The following is a 21,777-nucleotide window of genomic DNA, read 5'->3' as shown; positions in this document are numbered from 1 at the left end:
TAACCTAGGGGAATGGGAGCAAAGCCGAGGACCCGCCCGGGCGGGCGGAGCGCACGCGTTCAGGAGTCGGTGCACCGGGCCGTACGTGAGCTGGAAACCGAAGTGGGGCGTGCGGCGCTGACGGTGCCGCTGATCGCGGCGCGTGCCGAGGTCACCCCCTCGACGATCTACCGGCGCTGGGGGGACCTGCAGGAACTGCTGTCCGACGTGGCGGTGGAGCGGCTGCGCCCGGAGGGGCCGCCCGCCGACCGCGGCAGCCTGGCCACGGACCTGGAGACCTGGGCGGCGGAGTGGCTGGAGGAGATGTCCTCGGCGGCCGGCCGTGCCTACATCCAGGACGCGCTCGCCGGTGACCGGGAGGGCGGTAACGCCGGGCAGTGCTCGGCGTACGCCGTCGAGCAGGTCGCCGTGCTCCTCGACCGCGCCGCCGAGCGGGGCGAGCCGGCGCCCGACGTGGACACGGTCCTCGACCATCTGGTGGCGCCGATGATGTACCGCATCCTCTTCCGCCCGGGCCTGCTGGACGCCGAGTACGCCCGAGGACTCGCCCATACCGTTCTCACCCGCTTCCCGACTGAGGGAGCGGGTGCGGGTAAGTGACCGGCCGACCGAGGAAGTAACCGGCCGACCGGCCGCTTATGGCTTTTCGTCAGCCGCACTGCCAGGTGAACAGGGCGCGGTCGAAGCGGCGTTCGGCCAGGTCTTCGGGGCGTATGAGCCAGTAGAGGGCGCCGCAGTCGCCCCACATCATGTCGGCGTCGTCGTCCGTGTCGAACTGAGCGAGCAGCACCCAGCCAAGGGCCTCCTCCTTGATACGGGGGTCGTCCCACGGCGGGCTGCCCAGGGCGCCGCGGGCGATCTCGTACTCCACCGCGTCCTGCACCGGGTGGGCGTGGCCGCCGATGCGGTGCTCCGTGCCGTCGAAGTGGCCCCACACGGCCTCCTGGAACTCCTCGTCCCACACCGGGTGATCGTCGGGCATCGGCCCGAACTCCCGGTAGACCACCGGGTGCCAGGGATACGGTGCGGTCGTCTCCAGGCGCGCCGTCAGCGCTACCTCGGGATACGGCCGGATCCCCTCCGGCGCCGCCCGCTCGGTGACGGGGACGCCCGCCGGTATGTACAGCACGCGCGCTCCCGCCCAGGTGTCGGGGTCGTCGGGCGCGACCACCGCGCAGCCGTCGTCCAGTTGACCGTCGAAGTAGAAGAAGGCCAGCGTGCCGTCGGCCGGCATGGCTATGTCGAGGGCGGCGGAGGGGAGCACGGCGCAGTCGAGGGACGCGACGAAGGAGAGCGGGCCCTGGCCCTGCCACACGGGCCATTCCTCGTTCTCCGGGAGCTCGGGCAGGCCGCCGAGCCGGCCGACGACGGGGGCCGTGCCCGTGCCGGTACCTGTACGCGCACGCGTGGCGTTCTCCAGACGCAGCCCCGGACGCAGCAGGCCGATCCACCGCTCGGCGATCTCGTCGGGAAGGTGCTTGCGGGCGAGCGCGGGGAGCGGCTGGAGTGCCTCGGCGGTGGTGCTCTGTGTCATGGAAACGATGATGCACGAGACCACTGACAATGGGGCGTGGCTGTGATCGTGACCCTGGCTCCAGCAGGCGTCAACCTTGCACTACCGCAAGGGAGTTGTAGCGCGGTTGTCCCCCCTGCCATTCCTACCCGCCCCCAAGTGGCGTTCGGTAGCGCCGGATCACGGCAGCAGGCGCTGTTCCTTTGCTACTGCCACCGCGCCGGCCCGGGTGTCGACGCCGAGCTTGCCGTAGATGCGGCCCAGGTGGGTTTTCACCGTTGCCTCGCTGATGAACAGGGCTTTGGCGATATCGCGGTTGCCCAGGCCCTGGGCGAGCTGGGCGAGGATGTCGCGTTCGCGGTCGGTGAGGGTGGGGCGTGGTTTGCGCATGTTGGCCATCACGCGGCTGGCCACCGGGGGCGAGAGGGCCGTACGGCCCTGGGCCGCGGCGTGGATCGCGGCGAAGAGCTCCTCGGGGCGTTCGGCCTTCAGTAGATAGCCGGTCGCACCCGCCTCGATGGCGCGGGTGATGTCCGCGTCCGTGTCGTACGTGGTCAGGACCAGTACATGGGGGGCTCGGCCCGTGGCGGTGAGGCGGCGGGTGGCTTCCACGCCGTCGATGCCTGCACCGAGCTGGAGGTCCATGAGGACGACATCGGGGTGGAGCTTCGCGGCGAGGGCGAGGACCTCCTCGCCGGTGCCCGCCTCCCCGATGACCTCGATGTCCGGCGCGCTGTCCAGCAGGGCCAGGAGACCGGCCCGTACGACCACGTGGTCGTCGCAGAGCAGAATCCGTACGGGCGGCCGTTCCGGGGTCGCGGACGCGGTCGGTGTGGTGGGAGTTGGGGGAGTGGTCACTGTGGCTGCTCCAGGGGAAGCGAAGGCCGCTCCAGAGGGATCGCGGCGGTCAGCACGGCCCCTTCGCCGGGTGCCGACTCGATGGTGAGGGTGCCGCCGAGCTGGCGGACCCGGGCGCGGATGGCCGGAATGCCGTGGCCGCGTACTCCGGTGGGCGCGTCGGGGAGGGTTACTGGGTCGAAGCCGCAGCCGTCGTCGGCGACGTCCAGTACGACCTGGTCGTCGAGGGTGGTGAGGGTGAGCGCCGCGGTGGTCGCGCCGGCGTGTTCGCGTACGTTTGCCAGGGCGCCCTGCGCGATACGGAGCAGCGCCGACTGCACCAGGTCGGGCAGCGGGGCGCCGGTGGGGTCGTCGATGTGGACGCGAACCGTGAGGCGCTCGTCGCCCTCGCGGGCCGCGAGGGCGCGCAGCGCTTCGGGGAGGCCGCCTTCGGCGAGGTCGGCGGGGGCCAGGTCGTGGACGAAGCGGCGGGCTTCGGTGAGGTTGTGCTCGGCGATCGACGCGGCGGTACGGACATGGCCGCGGGCCTTGGCGGGGTCGGCGTCCCAGGTGCGCTCGGCGGCCTGGAGCAGCATCCGCTGGCTGGACAGGCCCTGGGCGAGGGAGTCGTGGATCTCCATGGACAGGCGCTGGCGTTCGGCGAGGGTGCCTTCGCGGCGTTCGGTGGCGGCCAGCTCGCGGCGGGTGCGGACCAGGTCGTCGATCAGGGCGCGCTGCCGGGCCGCCTGCCGCTGCATGTACATGAAGATCGCGGTGGCGAAGGTGGCGACGGCGGCCGGGCCGACCACCAGGTCCAGGTCGAAGCGGCGGGCCAGGGTGAGCTGCGCGCTGATCACGAAGACGGTGAGGACGGCGACCAGGACGTACGCGGCCAGCGGCGGCAGGGTTCGCAGCGCCGCGTAGAAGAGGGGGACCGCGACCCAGGCGAAGCTCGGTGCGAGGACCACCAGTACCGCCCACACCACGACGACCGCACCCAGCCAGACCAGGCGGCGGGCCGACGGCCGGGGCACACGGGCGCCGGGCGGCAACTGGGGGATGGCCGGGGCGGCCCGGCCGGGTCCGGTCACGTACAGGCCCGCCACGTACAGCGCGGCCAGTACCACCGCCAGCGCGATCACCCAGGGGGCGTGCGCCTCGCCGCCGTGCCGCTGGACGAACCGGGCCATGGACGAGCCGAGCAGCACGAAGAAGGTCACGTGCATGACGGTCGCCAGCCGGCGGGCGTCCTGATCGCCGTCGCGCGGCTGTGGCTGTGGCTGCGGCCGTTGCCGTGACCGTGACCGCGGCTGCAATGGGGATTGCGGCAGCGGTTGAGGCTGCTCGCTTGCGTGCACTGTGTACCGTCCTTCCGGCCGTCCCGGACCCGTATGTGTCCCGGATCCGTATGTGTCCGGGCCCGTGGGCGCGTCCCGGACCCGTGTCCGCACCCTCTGAACTGGGCAAACACTCCCATTGTTCCCTGTCTGCGCAGGGGCGGGGTCATCCGATCGGTTGACCCCGTTGTCCACCGACCCGCGCGTCGTATGCAGCCGGTACGCCGAGGGGGAGCGGGGGTCTACGGACCCAGGATGGATCTCAGAGCCGGACGGCACGAACACCGTACGAACCGGCCCCGAGAATCTGAGAATCCCTGGAGTTGGCACCCATGAAGCACGTCAAGAAGGTCTCGAAGCGCGCCCGCGTCGTCAGCGGCGGTGCCCTCGCCGCCACCCTCGTCCTCGGCGGCGTCGGCGCCTGGTCGGCGAGCGCGTCCTCGGCGGCCCCGGCCGCCCCGGCGGCCGTCAAGGCCGACGCGAACAGCGACGCCCTCATGCAGTCCACCCACCTGACCGTCGCGGCCGCCACCGACGCCGCCGAGGCCGTCCTGGACGCCGCGAAGAAGGAGAACCAGCGCGTCTCCGTCGCCGTCGTGGACCGCAACGGCAACACCATCGTCGAGCTGCGCGGCGACGGTGCCGGGCCGCAGTCCTACGAGTCGGCCGTGAAGAAGGCGTACACCGCCGTCTCCTGGAACGCCCCGACCTCCGAGCTGGTCCAGCGCCTGGAGAAGGCCCCGACGCTGAAGGACATCCCCGGCACGCTGTTCCTCGCCGGTGGCGCCCCGGTCAGCGCCAAGGGTGCGCCGGTCGCCGGTATCGGTGTCGCCGGTGCCCCGTCCGGTGACCTGGACGAGAAGTTCGCCCGGGCCGGCGTCGCCGAGCTCGCGAAGGCCGGCGGGTAACCATCGACATGTCGACGGCACCGCGCGTGCGCGCAGCGCTGAGGGCGGGGACCGGCATCGCGGTGCGTACGAAGCTGGCGACGATCATGTCCGTGCTGCGTGCACGCGTCTGGGCACCCATCTGTGCAAGTGTCTGCGCACGCGCCTGCGCACCCATTGGCGCGCGCCTTTCCTGGAGCTCAAGGAGTACCACCATGAACGCGCTCGACCGCGATCTGCTGGAAGCCGCGACGAACGGTGCCGTCGACGCCGTGCGCGCCGCCCTCGACGGGGGCGCCGCGGTGGATGTCCGCGATGAGCACCGGCGAACCCCCTTGCTGCTGGCCGCACTCGGCGACCATGTCGCTGCCGCGGAAGTGCTGGTCGCCGCTGGTGCCGACCCGAACGCGCAGGACGACCGCCGCGACAGCCCCTGGCTGGTCACCGGCGTCACCGGCAGCGTCGCCATGATGCGCGCGCTGCTCCCGGCGGGGCCCGACCTGAAGGTGACGAACCGATTCGGCGGTATCTCGCTGATCCCGGCGAGCGAGCGCGGTCACGTGGACTACGTCCGGGCCGTGCTCCGCGAGACCGGCATCGACGTGGACCATGTGAACCGGCTCGGCTGGACCGCCCTGCTGGAGGCCGTCATCCTCGGCGACGGCGGCCGCGCCCACCAGGAGATCGTCGACCTGCTGATCACCGCCGGGGCCACTCCGGGCCTGCCGGACGGCGATGGTGTCACCGCGCTCGAACACGCCGAGCGGCGCGGCTTCACCGAGATCGCGGGTCTGCTGAGGGCCGTACGGTGAGGCGTGCGGTGGGGCGAAACGCGCCGGCCGCGCTCGGAGCGCCCCTCGCGCTAGGGCTCGGGCTCGCCACGGCTCTCGCGCTCGTCGCCGGTTGCGCGCCTCAGGGGAGTGACAACTCACCGCCTGTGAAGGGGAGTTCGGTGTCTCCCGAGGCGAAGGAGGCGCCCGCCAAGGCCAAGAAGGCCCCCGGGCCCTCCGGGCGTACCCCTTCCGGCACACTCCTCGTCGCCGACTTCGGTGCCGACACCGTCACGTTCATCGACCCCGACCGGGGCGCGTTCGACTCCGTGCGGGTCGGCACTGCCCCGTACGGGCTCATCGTCGGCGACGACGGCCGGGCCTGGGTCGCCACCGCGGAGGGCGTCGCCGTCGTCGACACCGGCAAGCGCGAGCGGATCGCCCGTATACCGTACGAGACGGAAGGTATCGGGAAGCCGGCGGACGGTATGGGGGATACGGCATACGGCGAGTACCGCGGCGGCGGCATGGGGATCGCCCTCGCCCCCGACGGCCGGCATGCGTACGTCGGAGTCAACCGGCCCGGTGGCAACGGCACCCTCGAAGTCGTCGACACCCGCACCCTGAAGGTCACGGGCGTCGCGGAGGTGGGCCGCCGGCCGTTCGACGTGGATGTCTCGCGTGACGGGCGCGAGGTGTACACCACGGGTCATGACTCCTTCGACGTGACCGTCGTCGCGGCCGGCTCTCTGCGGACCCGGCGCATCGAGGTCGCCCCGTACGGCACCGAAGGCGGCCTCGGCTCCTGGCTCAAGCCGCACTACGCCGCAGTACGCCCGTCGGACGGAAAGTTGCTGCTGCCGTTCGAGGGGGAGCGGCTGGTGGTCCTCGACCCGGAGACGGGCCGGTCCCGCATCGAGAAGATGACCGCCAACACCCATCAGCACGGCGCCACGATCACCGCCGACGGCACGTTGCTCGTCGTCGGCACGGGCCCGATCGACCCGGAACGGGATGACGGCCCTTCTCTGACGGTGCGCGACCCGAAGGGCCGGGAGAAGGTGATCCCGCTGGACGGCCCCCACGAGAACGTCACCGTATCCCGCGATCTGCATACTGCAGACGGCCCTACTGTCGACGGTCGCACTGCATACGTCACGGGCGGCTTCACGCGTGACGGCTACTGGAACGGCATCACGGTCGTGGACCTGGACTCCGGAAAGACCCGTCGCCTCGCGGCGGGGGAGCGGCCACTGGGTATCGCGGTCCTGTGACCGGCCGGCCTCCGAGCGGCTCCGGCAGTGCCGGGGATGCCCTTCGGGTGACTGCCGGGTCGACCATGGGTCAAGTGCGAGTGATAAAAGCACTATCGGGGTGACACGGCGAATTACAGCAAATGCGGTTTTTGTATGTCTTAGGGTGAGTTCGCCGCCGTCACCGACAGCAGAGGCCAGGTCATGCGCCCACCTTCCGGCTCTGTTCCCACGAGACCGCGCCGGACCGGGTCCGGGCCGGCGGTCCTCGCGGCGGAGGTGGTCACGCCGCCGTACCGCTACCGGCAGGAGGAGATCACCTCGGCCTTCGCGGAGGCGTGTCTGGCGCACGACCGGCCGGCGCGCCAGGTACTCGAGAAGATCTCCGCGAACGCGGGCGTCCGCACCCGGCACATGGCGCTGCCCCTGGAGGAGTACCGGAAGCTGGACGGCTTCACCGCGGCGAACGAGGTCTGGCGGACAACCGCCCTCGACCTCGGCGAGCGCGCGCTGCGCGGGGCCCTGGAGACCGCCGGCATCCTCCCCGAGGAGGTCGACGTGGTGGTCAGTACCACGGTGACCGGCCTCACCGTTCCTTCTCTGGAGGCGCGGCTCGTGCAGCGGCTCGGGTTGCGCGCGGACGTCAAACGGATTCCGCTGTTCGGCCTGGGCTGCGCGGCCGGCGCGGCGGGCGTGGCCCGGATGCACGACTACTTGCGCGGCTTCCCGGACCAGGTGGCCGTGCTGCTCTCAGTGGAGCTGTGTTCCCTGACCGTGCAGCGGACCGACGCGTCGACGGCCAACCTGGTGGCGCTGAGCCTGTTCGGCGACGGGGCGGCGGCGGTGGTGGCGGTGGGAGAGCGCCGGGCCGAGGGCCTCTCCGGTACCTCGGGCCCGTTGGGTCCCGAGATCGTGGCGACCCGCAGCCGTCTCTATCCGGACAGCGAGGACGTGATGGGGTGGCGCATCGGCGCCCACGGTTTCGGCATCGTGCTGTCGCCGGACGTGGCCACGGTCGCGGAGGAGCAACTGCCCAAGGACGTACACGCTTTCCTCGACGATCACGGGCTGACGCCGGAATCCCTCACGACCTGGATCTGCCACCCGGGCGGGCCGAAGGTCATCCAGGCGGTGGAGCGCGCGTTCGGTCTGCCGCCCGATGCGCTGGCGCACACCCGCGACTCGCTGGCCCGCCGCGGCAACCTCTCCTCCGCCTCCGTACTCGACGTCCTGCGCCGCACGATGGCCGCGCCGCCACCGGCCGGGAGCTGGGGCCTGCTCACCGCGATGGGCCCGGGATTCGCGAGTGAGCTGGTGCTGCTGCGCTGGTGATGTCCCTTCAGCGCAGCGCGACGAACGGCCGGCCGGCATTCCGGCGGCTCACGACAACCACGTAAAGGAGCTGTTCATGTCCTCCGTATCCGGTCCGGACCTGCACGAATGCCTGGTGGCCCAGATCGCCGAGCAGACCGCGCTGCCGCCCGAGGAGCTGCTGCCCGAGCGGACCTTCCGGGAACTGGACATCGATTCGCTCGCGCTCGTCGAGCTGATCGTGGCGATCGAGAACGACACCGGCCTCGACCTGCCGCCCGACCTGCCCGGCGTGGACCGCGACACAACACTGGCCGAGGCGGCGCGCGTCCTCGAAACGCTCAGCGTGACGGCCGCGGAGGCGCCGGGCGAGGCCCCAGGTGAGGCCGACGCGGGTATTCCCCATGCGCGCGGATGACGTCGCGGTAACCGGTCTGGGGCTGGTGACCGCCGCCGGATCGGGCGCCGCAGAGTTCTGGCGGACGCTGTGCGCCGGACGGTCGACGGCCCGGCCCGACCCCGCGCTCGCCGCCCTCCCGCACACCTTCTCCTGCCGGGCCGACGACTTCGAGCCCGAACGGGAGCTGGGCGGCCGGCTGAGCAGGCGGCTGGACCGCTTCACCCAACTCGGCCTGTCCGCGGCGCAGCAGGCGGTACTGGACGCCAAGCTCGACCCGGGCTCATGGGCACCCGAGCGGGTGGGCGTGGTCCTCGGGGTGGGCAGCAACAGCCTGGAGCGTTACGCGCCGGAGTTCCAGCGCCTGGCAGCGGGCCGCCCCACGAAGATCTCCCCGTACGCCCTGCCGCGCAGCGTCCCCAACATGGCCGCCGGAGAGGTGGCGATCCACCTCGGCTGCCGCGGGCCCAACTTCGTCACCAGCAGCGCGTGTGCCTCGGGGGCCACCGCGATCGGCGTCGCACGCGACCTGGTGCGCTCGGGCACCTGCGACGTGGTGCTCACCGGAGGGACCGAGTCGGGCCTGGCACCCATGGCCGTCGCCGGTTTCGGGCAGTTGGGGGTGCTGTCACGCGGCGGTAAGCAAACTGCTCCCAGCGGTGAGCCGTCCTGCAGACCGTCCTGCAGACCGTTCGACGCCGCGCGCGACGGCTTCGTGCTCGGTGAGGGCGCCGCCGTGCTGGTACTGGAGTCCGGTGCGCACGCCCGTGCGCGGTGTGCCCCCGTACGGGCACTCCTGCGCGGCTACGGCGCGTCCGCGGACGCCCATCACGCGACGGCCCCGCATCCGGAGGGGCGCGGAGCCGAACAGGCGGTACGCGGCGCGATGGCCGACGCCGGCTGCGTCCCGGGCGACATCCACCATGTGAACGCACACGGCACAGCGACAGTGGTGGGCGACGCCGTGGAGGCGGCGGTACTGCGGCGGGTCTTCGGCGAGCCGCCGCCCGTCACCGCGGCCAAGAGCGTCACCGGCCACGTCCTGGGGGCCTCGGGAGCGATCGAAGCGGCGGCCACGGTGTTGTCCCTGCAGGAGCAGACGGTGCCGCCGACCGCGGACCTCGTACGTCCCGATCCGGCCCTGGACCTGGACGTGGTCGCCGGACGTCCTCGCCCGGTGCCGATGGATGCCGCGCTGACTTCATCCTTCGGCTTTGGAGGGCAGAATGCCGTTCTTGTCTTCACCACTGCCTGATGCCCTCGCGACGCTCCCCGCCGTACCGGCATGGTGCGCCGTGCTGCTGCTGGCCGTCGCCCTCGAACGGCTGGCGGAACTGCTGGTGTCCGTACGCCACACCCGCTGGGCCCGGGAGCGGGGCGGCGTCGAGCACGGCAGCGGGCACTATCCGGCGATGGTCGCCGTCCACACCGGACTGTTGATCGGCATGTGGGCGGAGGTCGCCCTCGCCCACCGCCCGTTCGTCCCGGCGCTCGGCTGGCCGGCGTTCGGAGTCGTCGTGGCGACGCAGGTGGCGCGCTGGTGGTGTGTGCGCTCCCTCGGCCCGCGCTGGAACACCCGGGTGATCGTCGTGCCCGGGCTGCCGCTGGTGCAACGCGGTCCGTACCGCCGACTGCGGCACCCCAACTACCTCGTGGTGACGCTGGAGGGGGCCGCGCTGCCGCTCGTGCACACGGCCTGGCTCACCGCGCTGCTGTTCACGGTCGCCAACGCGCTCGTACTCGCCGTCCGGCTGCGGGTGGAGAACGCGGCGCTGGAACCGGCCTCGTGAGCGTGCCGAATACTGAATACGACAGCGTTCTGGGTGCCGGATACGACACGGACGTGCTGGTCGCCGGGGGCGGGCCGGCGGGTCTGGCCAGCGCTGTGTACGCGGCGCGCGCCGGGTTCTCCGTACTCGTGTGTGAGCCCCGCACCGCCCCGGTGGACAAGGCGTGCGGCGAGGGCATCATGCCGGGCGGCGTGCGCGGGCTCGCGGAGCTGGGAGTACGCCCCGTCGGCATGGCGTTCTCCGGTATCGAGTACGCCGACCTCGCAGGCCGGCGCGTCAGGACCTCGTTCAGCGCCGGCCCCGGCCTGGGAGTACGACGCACCGAACTGCACACCGCGTTGGTACGGGCCGCCAAGGAGGCCGGCGCCCAGTGGAGCCCCGCGCGCGTCACCCATGTCGCCCAGGACGCCAACGGCGTCACAGTCGCGGGCGTGCGGGCGCGGTGGCTGATCGCGGCCGATGGCCTGCACTCGCCCGTCCGCCGCCACCTGGGCATCCCCGTCCGGCGCGGCGCCCCCGCACGCTTCGGACTGCGCCGTCACTGGCAACTCGCCCCGTGGACCGACGCCGTGGAGGTCACCTGGGGACAGCACGCGGAGGCGTACGTGACGCCAGTCGGCCCGGATCAGGTGGGCGTCGCCGTACTGTACCGGCGGCCGCTGACACCGTCTCCGTACGTACCGGAGGCGCCCGATACCTACACGGCGCTGCTGCGCGGCTTCCCGGAGCTGGCCGAGCGGCTCGCCGGGGCCCCGGCGGCTTCGGCGGTACGCGGTGCGGGGCCGCTGCGGCAGTGCCCGCAACGCCGCGTTCAGGGGCGCATCCTCCTGGTCGGCGACGCCGCGGGATACGAGGACGCACTGACCGGCGAGGGCGTCAGCCTGGCCGTCGCCCAGGCGCGGGCCGCCGTCGATGCCCTGCTGGCAGGAGCGCCCGGCGGCTACGAGCAGCGCTGGCGCCGGCTCACCCGGCGGTACCGGCTGCTCACCCGGGGACTGGTCATGGCGACCGCCGTCGCCCCCGTGCGCGGACTGCTGCTGCCCTGCTGCGCCGCCGCGCCCGGCGTCTTCCGACGCACCGTCGATCAACTGGCCCGATGAGAGCCGATCAATTGGCCTGATGAGAAGCGATCAACTGGCCTGACGAGAGGGGCGATTCAGACGTGCGCATGGTGGTCCGTGGCGAGACCTGGCGGGAGCGCGTCGCGCTGCGCACGCGGCTGGCACCCGTGCCCGCCTTCGAGTCGCTGGCCGGCATGGCGCTGTCGGGCGCGCTCATCGCCGGTGTACGGCTGGGCCTGTTCGAAGAACTCGCCCGACGGCCCGCCACGGCCGAGGAACTGGCGTCCCGGCTCTCCCTGCGCACCGACTCCACCCGGCTCCTGCTGGACGGCATCGAGGCGCTCGGGTACCTGCGCAGGCGGCGCGGCCGCTACGTCCCGACCGGACGAGCCCGGCGCTGGCTCCTGGCGGCGTCCCCCAGGTCCGTCGCCCATTTCGTCGCGAGCCACCAGGACTACTGGCACTGGTGGGCGAGCCTGCCGGACGTGGCTCGCGGCGGCACGGTCGTCGACCACCACACCGCGGCGCCGGACGACCCGTACTGGCGGGAGTACATCACGGGCCAGTACGAGCTGGCGCGGTTCAGCGCACCGGAGCTGGCGGCGGCGCTCCCCGTGCCCGACGGCGCCCGCCGGGTACTGGACGTCGGCGGCGGACACGGCTGGTTCGCGGCGCAACTGTGCCGCCGGCACCCGGGGCTGCGCGCCACGGTGGTCGATCTCCCGGGCAGCGCGGCCGTCGGCAGGGACATCATCCGTACGGCGGGCTACGGCCACCTGGTCGAGCACCGGGAGGGCGACGCCCGCAGCGCCGACTTCGGCTCCGGCTACGACGTGGCGCTCTGTCTGAACCTCATCCACCATCTCCAACCGCCCGAGATCGCCGCCCTGTTCCGGCGGATCCACGCAGCACTACGGCCGGGTGGCGTCATCGCCGTCCTCGACCTCTTCGGCGACTCCGGCCGGCCGCATCGCCCCGACGCCGCGGCGAGCTGCCTCGGCCTGCTCTTCCACCTCACCTCGGGCGCGTCCGTGTACAGCCCCGGACAGCTCACCGAGTGGCTGCGCGACGCGGGCTTCACCCCGCCGCACCGGACCCGGCTGCAGCGGATCCCGGCGCAATCCCTCTACGTGGCGACCGCCACCTGACGGCAGCCCTTCACTGGCGACTGCTGACCGACGACCGACGACCGGCGACCGGCGACCGGTGACTGGCGACCGGCGACCGGTGACTGGGTGGCTGATCACTGCGCGCGGTAGAGCGAGGTGAGCAGTTCGACCACCGCCGGGGTGGCGGGGTGCGGATCGTCCCGCCACCAGGCGAGGCGCACGGCGATCGGCTCGGCGTCGCGCACCGGCCGGTAGACCACACCCGGGCGGGGGTACTGGTGGGCGGTGGACTCCGCCGTCATGCCCACGCAGCGGCCGGTGGAGATCGCGGTGAGCCAGTCGTCGACATCGTGCGTGTCTTCTGTGGACAGTCGGGCGTCCGGCGGCCACAGCTCCGTCGTCGTGGTGCCGGTCCGCCGGTCGAGGAGGAGCGTGCGCCGTCCTATGTCGGCGAGCCGGACCGACCGGCGCCTGGCCATGGCGTCGTCGGCGGCCATGGCGCACAGCCGCCGTTCGAGGCCGACGATGGCGGAGTCGAAGCGGCGGTCGTCCACCGGCCTGCGGACCACGGCGAGCTCGCAGGCGCCTTCCGCGAGCCCGGCGGTGGCGGAGTTGACGCGGACGAGCTGCAGCTCCGTCTCGGGGCGCGTCTCCTCCCAGCGGCGCTGAAAGGCCAGCGTGTGGCGGCCCAGCGCCGACCAGGCGTAACCGATGCGCAGGCGGGTGTGGCCCGACGTGGCCTCCCGGACCAGTGCGTCCACCTCGGCGAGTACCCGCCGCGCGTGGGCGACGACGCGCAGCCCCGTCGCCGTGGGCGTCACCTCGCGCGAGGTACGCCGCAGCAGCCGCACCCCCAGTCCGCGCTCCAGCGAGGCGAGCGTGCGGGACACGGCCGCCTGCGAGACGCCGAGCGCGATGGCGGCGTCGGTGAAACTGCCCTCGTCGACGATCGCCACGAGGCAGCGCAACTGCCGCAGCTCCGTCCCCCTGTCCGCCGTATCCATACGCCCAGCGTATAGATAGGAACGCTCATGCATTATGCGGAAGCAGCGGACTGCCGCACGATCGGCACATGCACGCAGCCTCCGGTACCTCCGCGGCCTCCGTTACGTCCGCTGCTTCCCCTGACTCTGCCGCCTCTGCCGCCTCTGCCGCCTCCGCTCCCGACTCCGGCGGCGGGCGGCTGGCCGGAGTGGTCACGATGGCCGCCAGCGGCCTGTCCAACCAGGTCGGGGCCGCGGTCGGCTCCCTCGCCTTCCCCGTGCTGGGCCCGATCGGCGTCGTCGCGGTACGCCAGTACGTCGCCGCGCTCGTCCTGCTGGCCGTCGGCCGGCCCCGGCTGCGCGCCTTCACCTGGCGGCAGTGGTGGCCGGTCCTGCTGCTGGCGGTGGTCTTCGGGACGATGAACCTGTCCCTGTACAGCGCCATCGACCGCATCGGCCTCGGGCTGGCGGTGACCCTGGAGTTCCTCGGGCCGGTGACCATCGCCCTGGCCGCCTCGCGGCGCCGCGTCGACGCGTGCTGCGCGCTGGTCGCCGTGGCGGGCGTCGTCGTCCTGATGCGCCCGCGCCCGTCCGCCGACTATCTCGGGATGGGCCTCGGACTGCTGGCCGCCGCCTGCTGGGCCTCGTACATCCTGCTCAACCGTACGGTCGGCCGCCGCATCCCCGGTGCGCAGGGATCGGCGGCCGCGGCCGGACTCTCCGCCTTGATGTTCCTGCCGGTCGGAGCCGTCATCGCCGTACGGCAGCCGCCGACCACAGGGGCGGTGGTGCACGCCGTCGTCGCCGGCGTCCTCTCCTCAGCCGTGCCGTATCTCGCGGACCTCCTCACCCTCCGCCGGGTACCGGCTCAGCTCTTCGGCCTCTTCATGAGCGTCAATCCCGTACTGGCCGCCATGGTCGGCTGGCTGCTCCTCGGCCAGAACGTGGGCTGGACGGAGGGGGCCGGCATCGGAGCCATCGTCGCCGCCAACGCGTGCGCCATCCTCACGCGGAACGGACGCCGCGCGGCTCGCGCCGGGGAGGAGGCCCTCCCGTGAGGCGCGGTCGGGAAATCAGCGGTCGTGATGAACGGTGCCGTCTTCGTCCATGGTGGGGTGGATCTTCATCGGGGGATAGTCATTGGCCTGGTCCGAAGGGCGGGGCGGTTCCGGGCCGTCCGGGCCCCACCTGACCAGCCGTTCGATGCGGCAGATGCGGAACAGCCGGTCACCCGCCCGTAGTTCGTCGTTCCGGCCGGCGGCCTTGAAGCGCTCGGCGGCTCGCGCGTAGCGCGCTTGCTCAGCGGTGCTGAGCTCGTAGAGCCGCGGCCAGACGTCGGTCAGCGCGTCGTGCAGGAGCCGTCGTGCGTCGTGCGGGGTCGGCATGAGGGAACCGTGCGGCCGCCAGCCCTTCCCGATGCGTTCGGTGATGCCGAAGCCGACGGGCAGCAGGGCGATGTCCGGGTGCGTGCTCGCCGCCCGCTCGGAATCCCTGCGTACGTCGGCGGGGTATCTGGCGCCGGCGTACGCGAAGGCCCGCAGCCCCAGTTTCAGTGCGCCGGCCATGATGCCTTCCGCGCGGCCGGGGTCGAGGACGTGGCCGGTATCGCGGGAGGGCGGATGGTGGCGGCCGGTCCAGGACCGATCGGCGGGCTCGGTGTCCGTGGGCCGCGGCGGCTCCAGCCCGTCCTCGCCGCTCCGGGCGAGCTCGTCGGCGCGCACCACCCGGTAGCGCACGCCCAGTACCTCCAACTCGTCGGCCGGCTCGCGTTCGAGGACGGCAACCGCCTTCAGCAGTTCGCGGCGTACGGCAGGGTCATCGGTGTCTTCCAGGGCCCTGAACCACAGCTTCGAGTTGAGCCCGTCCCTGGCTTGCTGGGGCGTGCCGTCCGCCACCGGCCCGTGCAACCGCCAGTCGGTACCGGACGCGGAGTCCTGGGTGGCGATACCGAAGAGCGCCCCGCGGACGGCGATATGCGGATAGCGGCAGGAGGCCGTCACGGCATCGGCCTCGTTCACCCAGGCCACCGGGTCGTCCCGGCGTACCAGATCAGCGTGGAGCCGGTCGATCTGCCGCTTCCAGTCCTCTTTCATGCGCACATTCTGTGCTGCCGTCATCAGGTGGTTCGGCCGTGATCCAGGGAGATGACCCGGGAGTGGCAGGGTTCGTATGTGTTTACGGGCGCCGGTGGGGTTTCAGCTCGTCCGGCGCCGATACGCCTTCTGCCTGCACGCCGCCCCGCAGAACCGGGCGGGGCGGCCCGAGCGGGCCGGAGTAAGGGGCTCGTCACACATTTCGCAACGGGCGGCCCCGTTGTGCGGGTCGGCAGCCTTGCCCCGCTTTTCGTAACGAATTTTCGTTACGGCGCGTTCGGAGCGCAGCCCGTCACATACCACCGCCACCATCGGATTGATCCCCGGCCGCCCGCCGCCGGATCCTCCGCGCGGCGGCTGTTCCGCAACCTGTTCCGCAGCCGCACACCCGGCCAACAGTGCCTGCACATGCGCGGCTTCGACATCCCGCCGGACCGCGCCCGCCTCCTGGGCGCGGCGCAGCAGCACCTCCAGGACCTCCTCGAACTCGCGCCTTCCCGCGGCGGTGGGGTCCGGCGGCACGGCCCCCGCGGACTGCCGGCCGAGGGCTTCGCACAGCGCCCGGTTGAGGGAGGCATCGCGGATCACCCGCTCCAGGAAGCCGAAGAGCGCCGCCGTCGGATCGTCGGCAGTGCTCAGGGACCGCCCTTCGGTGACGAACCCGGCCACGCTGTCGGATATCACCGCTTCGAAGAGGTCCTCCTTGGAGGGGAAGTGCCGGTAGACCGTCCCGGCTCCCACGCCGGCCTGCCGGGCGATCACGGCCAGCGGCACCATCCGGCCCTCCGCCGCGAACGAGGCTCGGGCCGCAGTCAGTACTCGCTCCCTGTTCCGCCGGGCGTCGGCCCTCGATGCCGGGCTGCCGTCCTCCTCCGCCATGTTCCCTGTCCTTTCTCGACGAGAGGTGCCTGGTGCGGGTGCCTGATGCCGGTTCCCGATGCCCATTCCTGGTGTTGGTCAACTTCGGTCATTGACAAGCGGGTTGCTCGTCCCGGTACGTTAAACGGGTTATGCATTCCGATTCTATCGGCCGGAGGTTCCCATGGCCACGACGAACCGAACGATCCTCGTGACAGGCGCGACCGGTCAGCAGGGCGGGGCCACCGCCGCGCGGCTGCTCGCCGACGGCTGGCACGTACGGGCACTCACCCGCGATGCCACGACCTCCGCCGCACGCGCCCTTGAGGCAGCGGGTGCCGAACTCGTCACAGGTGACCTGGACGACCGCGCCTCTCTCGACGCGGCGGCCCACGGAGTCCACGGTGTCTTCAGCGTCCAGCCCACCCCCGGGATGCCGGGCCTTCCCCCGGATTACGCCCCGGAGGACGAGGTGCGCCGCGGCCGGAACACAGCCGACGCCGCCCTGGCCGCGGGAGCCCAACTTCTCGTCTACGCTTCCGCGTTCGGCGCGGACCGTTCGACCGGCCTGACCACCCTCGAGAGCAAACGGCAGATCGAGGACCACATCAGCGGCATCGGCCTTCCCGCGACCGTGCTGCGCCCGACGTCCTTCATGGAGAACCTGCTCCACCCTGTGTGGGGCTTGCGCGACGGCGCCCTGGTCACGCCCTACTACCCGGAGACCCGCCAGCAGTTCATCGCGCTCGCCGACATCGCCGCCTTCGCCGCACTCGCCTTCGCCGATCCCGCGCGCTTCGCCTCCCGCGCCTTCGACCTCGCCGGCGACACCCTCACCCCGCCCGAGACGGCCGCTGCGATCAGCCGTGCCACCGGTCGCCCCGTTCCCTACGTCCAGGTGCCCATCGAAACCGTCCGGGCGCAGAGCGAAGAGGCCGCCCGGGGCATCCAGTCCCTCAATGAGGGCCGCTACCCCCTGGTCGACACCGAAGCGCTTCGCGCGGTCCACCCTGCTCTGCTCGGCTTCGACGCCTGGCTGGCCCAGTACGGCGCCGTCCCGCTGACCGCCCTGCTCACCGGCCCGACCATCCCGGCCCCGGAAGCCCCCCAAGCCCAGGACCGCCGCTAGTACGGCGAGTACCAGAAGTACCAGTAGCCGCGTCGTCGGCCGGTGTCACCCGATCGGCTCCGGTGCCGGGCCATCGGGGTAGTCGGTGGTGTCGGGGGTGCGAGTTGCGGCGGTTCGTCCACGGGCGGAACGGGTCGCTGCTCGACAATGCCCCTTGTACGCCTGGGTACTCCTGGTGCTCCAGCACAACAGACCGCGTCGACTCTGGAAAAGGTGACACCCGCATATGGCCCGAACGGCCTCCGGACCTCAGCCGTCCAGCCCCAGCTCCGGCCACCACGGCAAGGCCGTCGGTATCTCCATCGCTGCCGCGGTCGGCGGTTTTCTCTTCGGCTTCGACTCCTCCGTCATCAATGGCGCGGTGGACTCCCTGAGCTCGCACTTCGAGCTCAACTCCTTCCTCTCCGGCTTTGTCGTCTCCATCGCGCTGCTGGGCTGCGCCGTCGGTGCCTGGTACGCGGGGCGGCTGGCCGACGGGTGGGGGCGGCGGAACGTGATGATCCTCGGCGCGGCGATGTTCTTCATCAGCTCGGCCGGCTCGGCCTTCGCCTTCTCCGTGCCGGACCTGATGGTCTGGCGGGTGATCGGCGGGCTCGGCATCGGTATCGCGTCCGTGATCGCGCCCGCGTACATCTCGGAGGTGGCGCCGGCGAGCGGGCGCGGCGCGCTGGGGTCGCTGCAGCAGTTGGCGATCACCATCGGGCAGCTCGTGGTCCTCAGCTCCAACAAGGGCCTGGCCGCAGCCGCGGGCGGCGCGTCGAACGAGCTGTGGCTGAACATGCCGGCCTGGCGCTGGATGTTCCTGGTCGGCGTGGTACCGGCGCTGCTCTACGGCGTGCTGGCGCTGCTGATCCCGGAGTCCCCGCGCTACCTCGTGCTCAAGGGGCAGTACGACAAGGCCGCCGGCGTGCTGCAGCGGGTGACCGGCGTCCCCGACCCGGAGGGGAAAGTACAGGAGATCCGGGAGACCCTGCACAAGGAGCACCGGAGCAGCTTCAAGGACATCCGCGGCCCCCGGCTGGGGCTGCAACCGCTGGTCTGGGTCGGCATCGTCATGGCCGCGTTCCAGCAGCTCGTGGGCATCAACGCGATCTTCTACTACTCCACCACGCTGTGGAAGTCGGTCGGATTCAGTGAGTCCAGCTCGTTCACCACATCGGTGATCACCGCGGGGATCAATGTGGTGATGACCGTGGTCGCGATGCTGTTCGTGGACCGGGTCGGGCGCCGCCGGCTGCTCTCCATCGGTTCCGCCGGGATGTTCATTGCGCTGCTGCTCACCGCGGTCGCCTTCTCTCAGCAGCGCGGCAGCGGCGCGGACGTGACGCTGCCCAGCCCGTACGGGCCGCTGGCGCTCATCGGTGCCAACGCCTTCGTGGTCTTCTTCGCGCTCTCCTGGGGCCCGATCATGTGGGTCATGCTCGCCGAGATGTTCCCCAACCGGATGCGGGCGATGGCGCTGGCGATCGGTACCGCCTCGAACTGGATCTTCAACTTCATCGTCACCTTCTCCTTCGAGCCGATGACCACCAAGGTCGGCCTCTCCTGGCTCTACGGCGCCTTCGCCTTCTTCGCCTTCGCCTCCTTCTTCTTCGTGCAGCGGAAGGTCCCCGAGACCAAGCAGCGGGAACTGGAAGCCATGACGGGCGAGACGTACCGGCGGGAAACCACCGCGCGTACGAGCGCCCCATAGCCTCCGGCGGCGACTTGCGCTGTCATGTAAGGGGCTCCGTACGTTGGTTGAGGGGCTCAGTACGTCAGTCAGGGGAGAGCATGAACGGTTCCGGACGACGGCAGCACGAGACGCGAGTACCGGTCAGCGATCCCACGCTGGCTGTCGAGATCAGCGCACGTGAGTGGCAGGGGCAGCCGCGGCACCGGCTGGTCGCCGTGGGGGACTCGCTCGCCCAGGGGTTCCAGAGCGGGTCGGTCTTCCACACCGACCTGTCCTTCCCCGCGATCATCGCCCACGAAATGGGGTGGAGCGACTCATTCAGGTATCCCTCCTACAACGGATACGGAGGGCTCCCGCTCAACATCGAACTGCTGCTGCGCGACCTGGAAGCGCGCTACGGCCGCAACGTGGACTGGTGGGAGGTGGCCCCCGCGCTCTTCCGGGTCCGCGGCTTCATGGACCGGGTGGAGGACTACTGGGAGCGCGGCCCCGGCACGGCGGTGCCGCGGACCCTGGCCGTCAACCACAACCTCGCGGCGTTCGGCTGGGACCTGCGGGACGCGCTGGAGAAGTCGGCCGACGTCTGCCGCGCCCGGATTTCCGCGCCCAAGGACGACCTGGTGTACCAGATCGTGCAGAACGCCGGCGAGCGCGCCGCGCTGCGCGTACTGCCCACCGAACCGCCGGAGACCGGAGCCCTGTCGCAGCTCGGCGCGGCCAAGGTGCTCGGCGAGGACGTCGGGGACACGGACCCGGAGCACGGCATTGAGACGCTGATCGTCTTCCTGGGATCCAACAACGCACTGCAGACGGTGACCGACCTGCGCGTCGTCTGGAGCGAGGAGGGCTACGACGACCTGGGGCGCAAGGGTGCCTTCACCGTCTGGCGGCCCGAGCACTTCGCCGCCGAACTGCGGGAGGTCGTCCGCGAGGTCCGGGAGATCAAGGCGCGGCACGTCATCTGGTGCACCGTGCCGCATGTGACCGTCGCGCCGCTCGCGCGCGGCGTCGGCGGCAAGACCGAGCCGGGGTCCGCCTACTTCCCGTACTACACCCGCCCCTGGATCAGTGACCGCGCCTTCGACCCGCGCCACGACCCGCACATCACCGCCGACCAGGCGCGCGCCATCGATCACGCCATCGACCAGTACAACGACGCGATCACCGAGGAAGTACGCCAGGCCCGGGAGGCGGACAGGGACTGGTATCTGCTGGACACCGCGGGCCTGCTCGACCGGCTCGCCGCACGCCGTTACCTGGAGGACCCGCTCGCCCGCCCGGACTGGTGGCAGCCGTACCCACTGCCGCCGGAACTGCAGGCCCTCACCCCGCCGCCCAACACCCACTTCCTCGCGAGCGACGGTAAACGGCGCGTCGACGGCGGCCTGTTCTCGCTGGACGGCGTCCATCCGACCACCGTCGGGTACGGGATCGTCGCCCAGGAGCTGATCAACGTCATGCGACGGGCGAACGTCGAGTTCCGGCACCCCGACGGGCGCACGCCGCGCGCCGACCCGGTCCTGGTGGACTTCGACCGGCTCATCCGCCGCGACACGCTGATCAACCGGCCGCCGGGAAACCTGACACCGACGCTGAAGGTGATCGGGTGGGCGGACGAGGCGCTGGACCTCTTCCGACGGGTGCTGCCGTTCGGTACCTGACACCCACTGCCGTTCGGTACCTGACGCTCACCGCCGGTCGGCCGGGCGCGGCGCCCGCAAGGGTACGTGCCCGACCGCCCGCCCCGCCGCGTCCAGCAGCCGGCCCATCCGCTTGATCGTGTGCAGGGTCAGTTCCCGTTCGGCGACCCGGAGGTGGGGGAAGCGGCGCCGGATGCGGGTCTCCAGCGCCTGGCACTCCGCCGTCGACCGTATCCAGGCGGAGAACATCAGGTTGGCGGCGCCGGTCACCGCGACGCACAGCCGGGTCTCCCGGAAGGCGGCCAGCGCCAGGCCGGTGCTCTCCAGCAGATCGGCCGGTACGTCCAGTCGGTACGTCGCGATGACCGGCCAGCCCGCCGCCCGCTGCGCCACGTCGCAGCGGAAGTGCACCTCCGGGTGGTGCAGCAGGCGCGCCAGCCGCCGCCGCACGGTGGTCTCGCTCATCGCGCACTCCCGCGCCAGATCCGCGTAGGCCCGCCGGCCGTCCTCGCCCAGCGCGCGCAGCAGCCGGGTGTCGGCGTCGCCCAGCGCCGGGGCGCGCTGCGGCGCCGGCCCGTCCCGCGGGCCGAGCGTCCGGCGCTGGTCGCTGTCCAGGGCGTGCAGCAGCCATCCGCTGCCCTCGCGGTACGTACGCGCCTGGAGGCTCACCCGCACCGCCGAGATGCCGTCCAGCCGCCCCAGAAAACCGGTCACGAACGCGTCCATGCCCGCCAGATCGCGGGTGATGACGTACAGCAGAAGCTGATGCGGTCCGGCCGTCCGCTCGATGCTGAAGACGTGCGGTGACGCGCCGAGCCGCGCGCTGACGGCGAGCAGCCGCTCCGGGCGGCAGGCGACGTCGATGTACGCGACGGGCATCCCCGGCAGGGAGGCGTACGCGGTCATCCAGGCCAGCCCGTGCCCGGTCAGCCAGTTCCAGTGCCGGGCTGCGGTCGTGGCGTCGACGCCGACGGCCGCCGCGATACGGGTCCACGGGGCCCGCGGCGCGACCTGCAGCGCCTCGACGAGTGCCAGGTCCGTCTCGCTCAGGGCGGCGGATTCCGGCGGACGGCGGGGCGCTGCGCCGGAAACCGGCGTGGGGACCACGGGAAACGCCATGGCGTGCATTGTGGC

At 71.8% G+C, this 21,777-nt stretch carries 21 protein-coding genes; 14 read left to right on the top strand and 7 right to left on the bottom strand.

Annotation, left to right across the window (positions count from 1 at the left end; all coding sequences use genetic code 11):
* Positions 1-12: 12 nt before the first annotated feature.
* Positions 13-600: a TetR/AcrR family transcriptional regulator gene (locus IG84_RS38145; protein WP_031060509.1), complete on the top strand. Its 588-nt coding sequence runs from the start codon at positions 13-15 to the stop codon at positions 598-600.
* Positions 601-649: 49 nt separating this feature from the next.
* On the opposite strand, the gene IG84_RS0123195 is transcribed toward IG84_RS38145, so the two are convergent.
* From IG84_RS0123195 to IG84_RS0123185, 3 genes are all read right to left on the bottom strand, one after another.
* On the bottom strand, positions 650-1,534 hold the full coding sequence (locus IG84_RS0123195) for a YwqG family protein (protein ID WP_031060507.1): 885 nt from the start codon (positions 1,532-1,534) through the stop codon (positions 650-652).
* A gap of 159 nt (positions 1,535-1,693) precedes the next feature.
* Positions 1,694-2,371, bottom strand: coding sequence for a response regulator (locus IG84_RS0123190; protein WP_051862278.1), 678 nt, complete (start codon positions 2,369-2,371; stop codon positions 1,694-1,696).
* Positions 2,368-3,576, bottom strand: coding sequence for a sensor histidine kinase (locus IG84_RS0123185; protein ID WP_078649248.1), 1,209 nt, complete (start codon positions 3,574-3,576; stop codon positions 2,368-2,370). The genes IG84_RS0123190 and IG84_RS0123185 overlap by 4 nt, the downstream gene beginning before the upstream one ends.
* 443 nt (positions 3,577-4,019) lie before the next feature.
* Between IG84_RS0123185 and IG84_RS0123180 the strand changes: the two genes are divergently transcribed.
* The 9 genes from IG84_RS0123180 to IG84_RS0123140 all read left to right on the top strand — a co-directional run bounded on the left by IG84_RS0123180 (position 4,020) and on the right by IG84_RS0123140 (position 12,304).
* Entirely contained in the window at positions 4,020-4,595 is a 576-nt protein-coding gene (locus IG84_RS0123180; protein WP_031060504.1) for a GlcG/HbpS family heme-binding protein, read from the top strand.
* A gap of 194 nt (positions 4,596-4,789) precedes the next feature.
* Entirely contained in the window at positions 4,790-5,386 is a 597-nt protein-coding gene (locus IG84_RS0123175; protein WP_031060503.1) for an ankyrin repeat domain-containing protein, read from the top strand.
* Positions 5,387-5,394: 8 nt separating this feature from the next.
* Positions 5,395-6,618: a YncE family protein gene (locus IG84_RS0123170; RefSeq protein ID WP_031060502.1), complete on the top strand. Its 1,224-nt coding sequence runs from the start codon at positions 5,395-5,397 to the stop codon at positions 6,616-6,618.
* Positions 6,619-6,801: 183 nt separating this feature from the next.
* A complete protein-coding gene (locus tag IG84_RS0123165) occupies positions 6,802-7,929 on the top strand; it encodes a type III polyketide synthase (protein WP_031060501.1) in 1,128 nt (375 codons plus the stop codon).
* Between the two features lie 76 nt (positions 7,930-8,005).
* Positions 8,006-8,326 carry an acyl carrier protein gene (locus tag IG84_RS0123160; protein WP_063761835.1) on the top strand — a complete coding sequence of 107 codons (321 nt, stop codon included), beginning with the start codon at positions 8,006-8,008 and terminating at the stop codon, positions 8,324-8,326.
* Positions 8,313-9,560: a beta-ketoacyl-[acyl-carrier-protein] synthase family protein gene (locus IG84_RS0123155; RefSeq protein ID WP_031060498.1), complete on the top strand. Its 1,248-nt coding sequence runs from the start codon at positions 8,313-8,315 to the stop codon at positions 9,558-9,560. Before IG84_RS0123160 ends, IG84_RS0123155 begins: the two co-directional genes overlap by 14 nt.
* Positions 9,541-10,095: an isoprenylcysteine carboxyl methyltransferase family protein gene (locus IG84_RS0123150; RefSeq protein ID WP_382467505.1), complete on the top strand. Its 555-nt coding sequence runs from the start codon at positions 9,541-9,543 to the stop codon at positions 10,093-10,095. The genes IG84_RS0123155 and IG84_RS0123150 overlap by 20 nt, the downstream gene beginning before the upstream one ends.
* A 2-nt stretch (positions 10,096-10,097) precedes the next feature.
* Complete coding sequence (locus IG84_RS0123145) at positions 10,098-11,195, top strand: NAD(P)/FAD-dependent oxidoreductase (RefSeq protein ID WP_051862291.1); 1,098 nt, start codon at positions 10,098-10,100, stop codon at positions 11,193-11,195.
* A 68-nt stretch (positions 11,196-11,263) separates the two neighbouring features.
* A complete protein-coding gene (locus tag IG84_RS0123140) occupies positions 11,264-12,304 on the top strand; it encodes a class I SAM-dependent methyltransferase (RefSeq protein WP_245659546.1) in 1,041 nt (346 codons plus the stop codon).
* Positions 12,305-12,399: 95 nt separating this feature from the next.
* Here IG84_RS0123140 and IG84_RS0123135 read toward each other — a convergent pair whose 3' ends face one another.
* Positions 12,400-13,269, bottom strand: coding sequence for a LysR family transcriptional regulator (locus tag IG84_RS0123135; RefSeq protein ID WP_031060490.1), 870 nt, complete (start codon positions 13,267-13,269; stop codon positions 12,400-12,402).
* Positions 13,270-13,466: 197 nt separating this feature from the next.
* On the opposite strand from IG84_RS0123135, the gene IG84_RS0123130 reads away from it, so the two are divergent.
* A complete protein-coding gene (locus tag IG84_RS0123130; protein ID WP_031060488.1) occupies positions 13,467-14,306 on the top strand; it encodes an EamA family transporter in 840 nt (279 codons plus the stop codon).
* A gap of 15 nt (positions 14,307-14,321) precedes the next feature.
* Here IG84_RS0123130 and IG84_RS0123125 read toward each other — a convergent pair whose 3' ends face one another.
* Together IG84_RS0123125 and IG84_RS0123120 are read right to left on the bottom strand one after the other, a co-directional pair.
* Positions 14,322-15,341 carry a DUF5954 family protein gene (locus tag IG84_RS0123125; protein WP_031060484.1) on the bottom strand — a complete coding sequence of 340 codons (1,020 nt, stop codon included), beginning with the start codon at positions 15,339-15,341 and terminating at the stop codon, positions 14,322-14,324.
* 102 nt (positions 15,342-15,443) lie between these two features.
* On the bottom strand, positions 15,444-16,220 hold the full coding sequence (locus IG84_RS0123120; RefSeq protein WP_031060480.1) for a TetR/AcrR family transcriptional regulator: 777 nt from the start codon (positions 16,218-16,220) through the stop codon (positions 15,444-15,446).
* Between the two features lie 163 nt (positions 16,221-16,383).
* Between IG84_RS0123120 and IG84_RS0123115 the strand changes: the two genes are divergently transcribed.
* From IG84_RS0123115 to IG84_RS0123105, 3 genes are all read left to right on the top strand, one after another.
* Positions 16,384-17,328, top strand: a complete 945-nt coding sequence (locus tag IG84_RS0123115) for an NmrA family NAD(P)-binding protein (protein WP_051862274.1) — start codon at positions 16,384-16,386, stop codon at positions 17,326-17,328.
* A 226-nt stretch (positions 17,329-17,554) separates the two neighbouring features.
* Positions 17,555-19,021 carry a sugar porter family MFS transporter gene (locus tag IG84_RS0123110; RefSeq protein ID WP_031060475.1) on the top strand — a complete coding sequence of 489 codons (1,467 nt, stop codon included), beginning with the start codon at positions 17,555-17,557 and terminating at the stop codon, positions 19,019-19,021.
* 80 nt (positions 19,022-19,101) lie between these two features.
* Positions 19,102-20,664, top strand: coding sequence for an SGNH/GDSL hydrolase family protein (locus tag IG84_RS0123105; RefSeq protein ID WP_031060473.1), 1,563 nt, complete (start codon positions 19,102-19,104; stop codon positions 20,662-20,664).
* Between the two features lie 27 nt (positions 20,665-20,691).
* Here the strand turns inward: IG84_RS0123105 and IG84_RS0123100 are convergent, their stop codons facing one another.
* Entirely contained in the window at positions 20,692-21,762 is a 1,071-nt protein-coding gene (locus IG84_RS0123100) for an Lrp/AsnC family transcriptional regulator (protein WP_078649257.1), read from the bottom strand.
* Between the last annotated feature and the right edge of the window lie 15 nt (positions 21,763-21,777).

The organism is Streptomyces ochraceiscleroticus (assembly GCF_000720485.1).
In the GTDB taxonomy this organism is placed as follows: Bacteria; Actinomycetota; Actinomycetes; order Streptomycetales; family Streptomycetaceae; genus Streptomyces; species Streptomyces ochraceiscleroticus.
This window is presented reverse-complemented; position numbering and strand designations above follow the sequence as displayed.

Excerpts from the sequence above, each read along its gene's own strand:
- IG84_RS0123180 (WP_031060504.1), top strand. The coding sequence starts at position 4,020 with ATGAAGCACGTCAAGAAGGTCTCGAAGCGCGCCCGCGTCGTCAGCGGC.
- IG84_RS0123160 (WP_063761835.1), top strand. The coding sequence starts at position 8,006 with ATGTCCTCCGTATCCGGTCCGGACCTGCACGAATGCCTGGTGGCCCAG.
- IG84_RS0123135 (WP_031060490.1), bottom strand. The coding sequence starts at position 13,269 with ATGGATACGGCGGACAGGGGGACGGAGCTGCGGCAGTTGCGCTGCCTC.
- IG84_RS0123115 (WP_051862274.1), top strand. The coding sequence starts at position 16,384 with ATGGCCACGACGAACCGAACGATCCTCGTGACAGGCGCGACCGGTCAG.
- IG84_RS0123130 (WP_031060488.1), top strand. The coding sequence starts at position 13,467 with ATGGCCGCCAGCGGCCTGTCCAACCAGGTCGGGGCCGCGGTCGGCTCC.
- IG84_RS0123165 (WP_031060501.1), top strand. The coding sequence starts at position 6,802 with ATGCGCCCACCTTCCGGCTCTGTTCCCACGAGACCGCGCCGGACCGGG.
- IG84_RS0123175 (WP_031060503.1), top strand. The coding sequence starts at position 4,790 with ATGAACGCGCTCGACCGCGATCTGCTGGAAGCCGCGACGAACGGTGCC.
- IG84_RS0123100 (WP_078649257.1), bottom strand. The coding sequence starts at position 21,762 with ATGGCGTTTCCCGTGGTCCCCACGCCGGTTTCCGGCGCAGCGCCCCGC.
- IG84_RS0123105 (WP_031060473.1), top strand. The coding sequence starts at position 19,102 with ATGAACGGTTCCGGACGACGGCAGCACGAGACGCGAGTACCGGTCAGC.
- IG84_RS0123195 (WP_031060507.1), bottom strand. The coding sequence starts at position 1,534 with ATGACACAGAGCACCACCGCCGAGGCACTCCAGCCGCTCCCCGCGCTC.
- IG84_RS0123155 (WP_031060498.1), top strand. The coding sequence starts at position 8,313 with ATGCGCGCGGATGACGTCGCGGTAACCGGTCTGGGGCTGGTGACCGCC.
- IG84_RS0123125 (WP_031060484.1), bottom strand. The coding sequence starts at position 15,341 with ATGAAAGAGGACTGGAAGCGGCAGATCGACCGGCTCCACGCTGATCTG.
- IG84_RS38145 (WP_031060509.1), top strand. The coding sequence starts at position 13 with ATGGGAGCAAAGCCGAGGACCCGCCCGGGCGGGCGGAGCGCACGCGTT.
- IG84_RS0123120 (WP_031060480.1), bottom strand. The coding sequence starts at position 16,220 with ATGGCGGAGGAGGACGGCAGCCCGGCATCGAGGGCCGACGCCCGGCGG.
- IG84_RS0123140 (WP_245659546.1), top strand. The coding sequence starts at position 11,264 with ATGGTGGTCCGTGGCGAGACCTGGCGGGAGCGCGTCGCGCTGCGCACG.
- IG84_RS0123110 (WP_031060475.1), top strand. The coding sequence starts at position 17,555 with ATGGCCCGAACGGCCTCCGGACCTCAGCCGTCCAGCCCCAGCTCCGGC.
- IG84_RS0123185 (WP_078649248.1), bottom strand. The coding sequence starts at position 3,576 with ATGCACGTGACCTTCTTCGTGCTGCTCGGCTCGTCCATGGCCCGGTTC.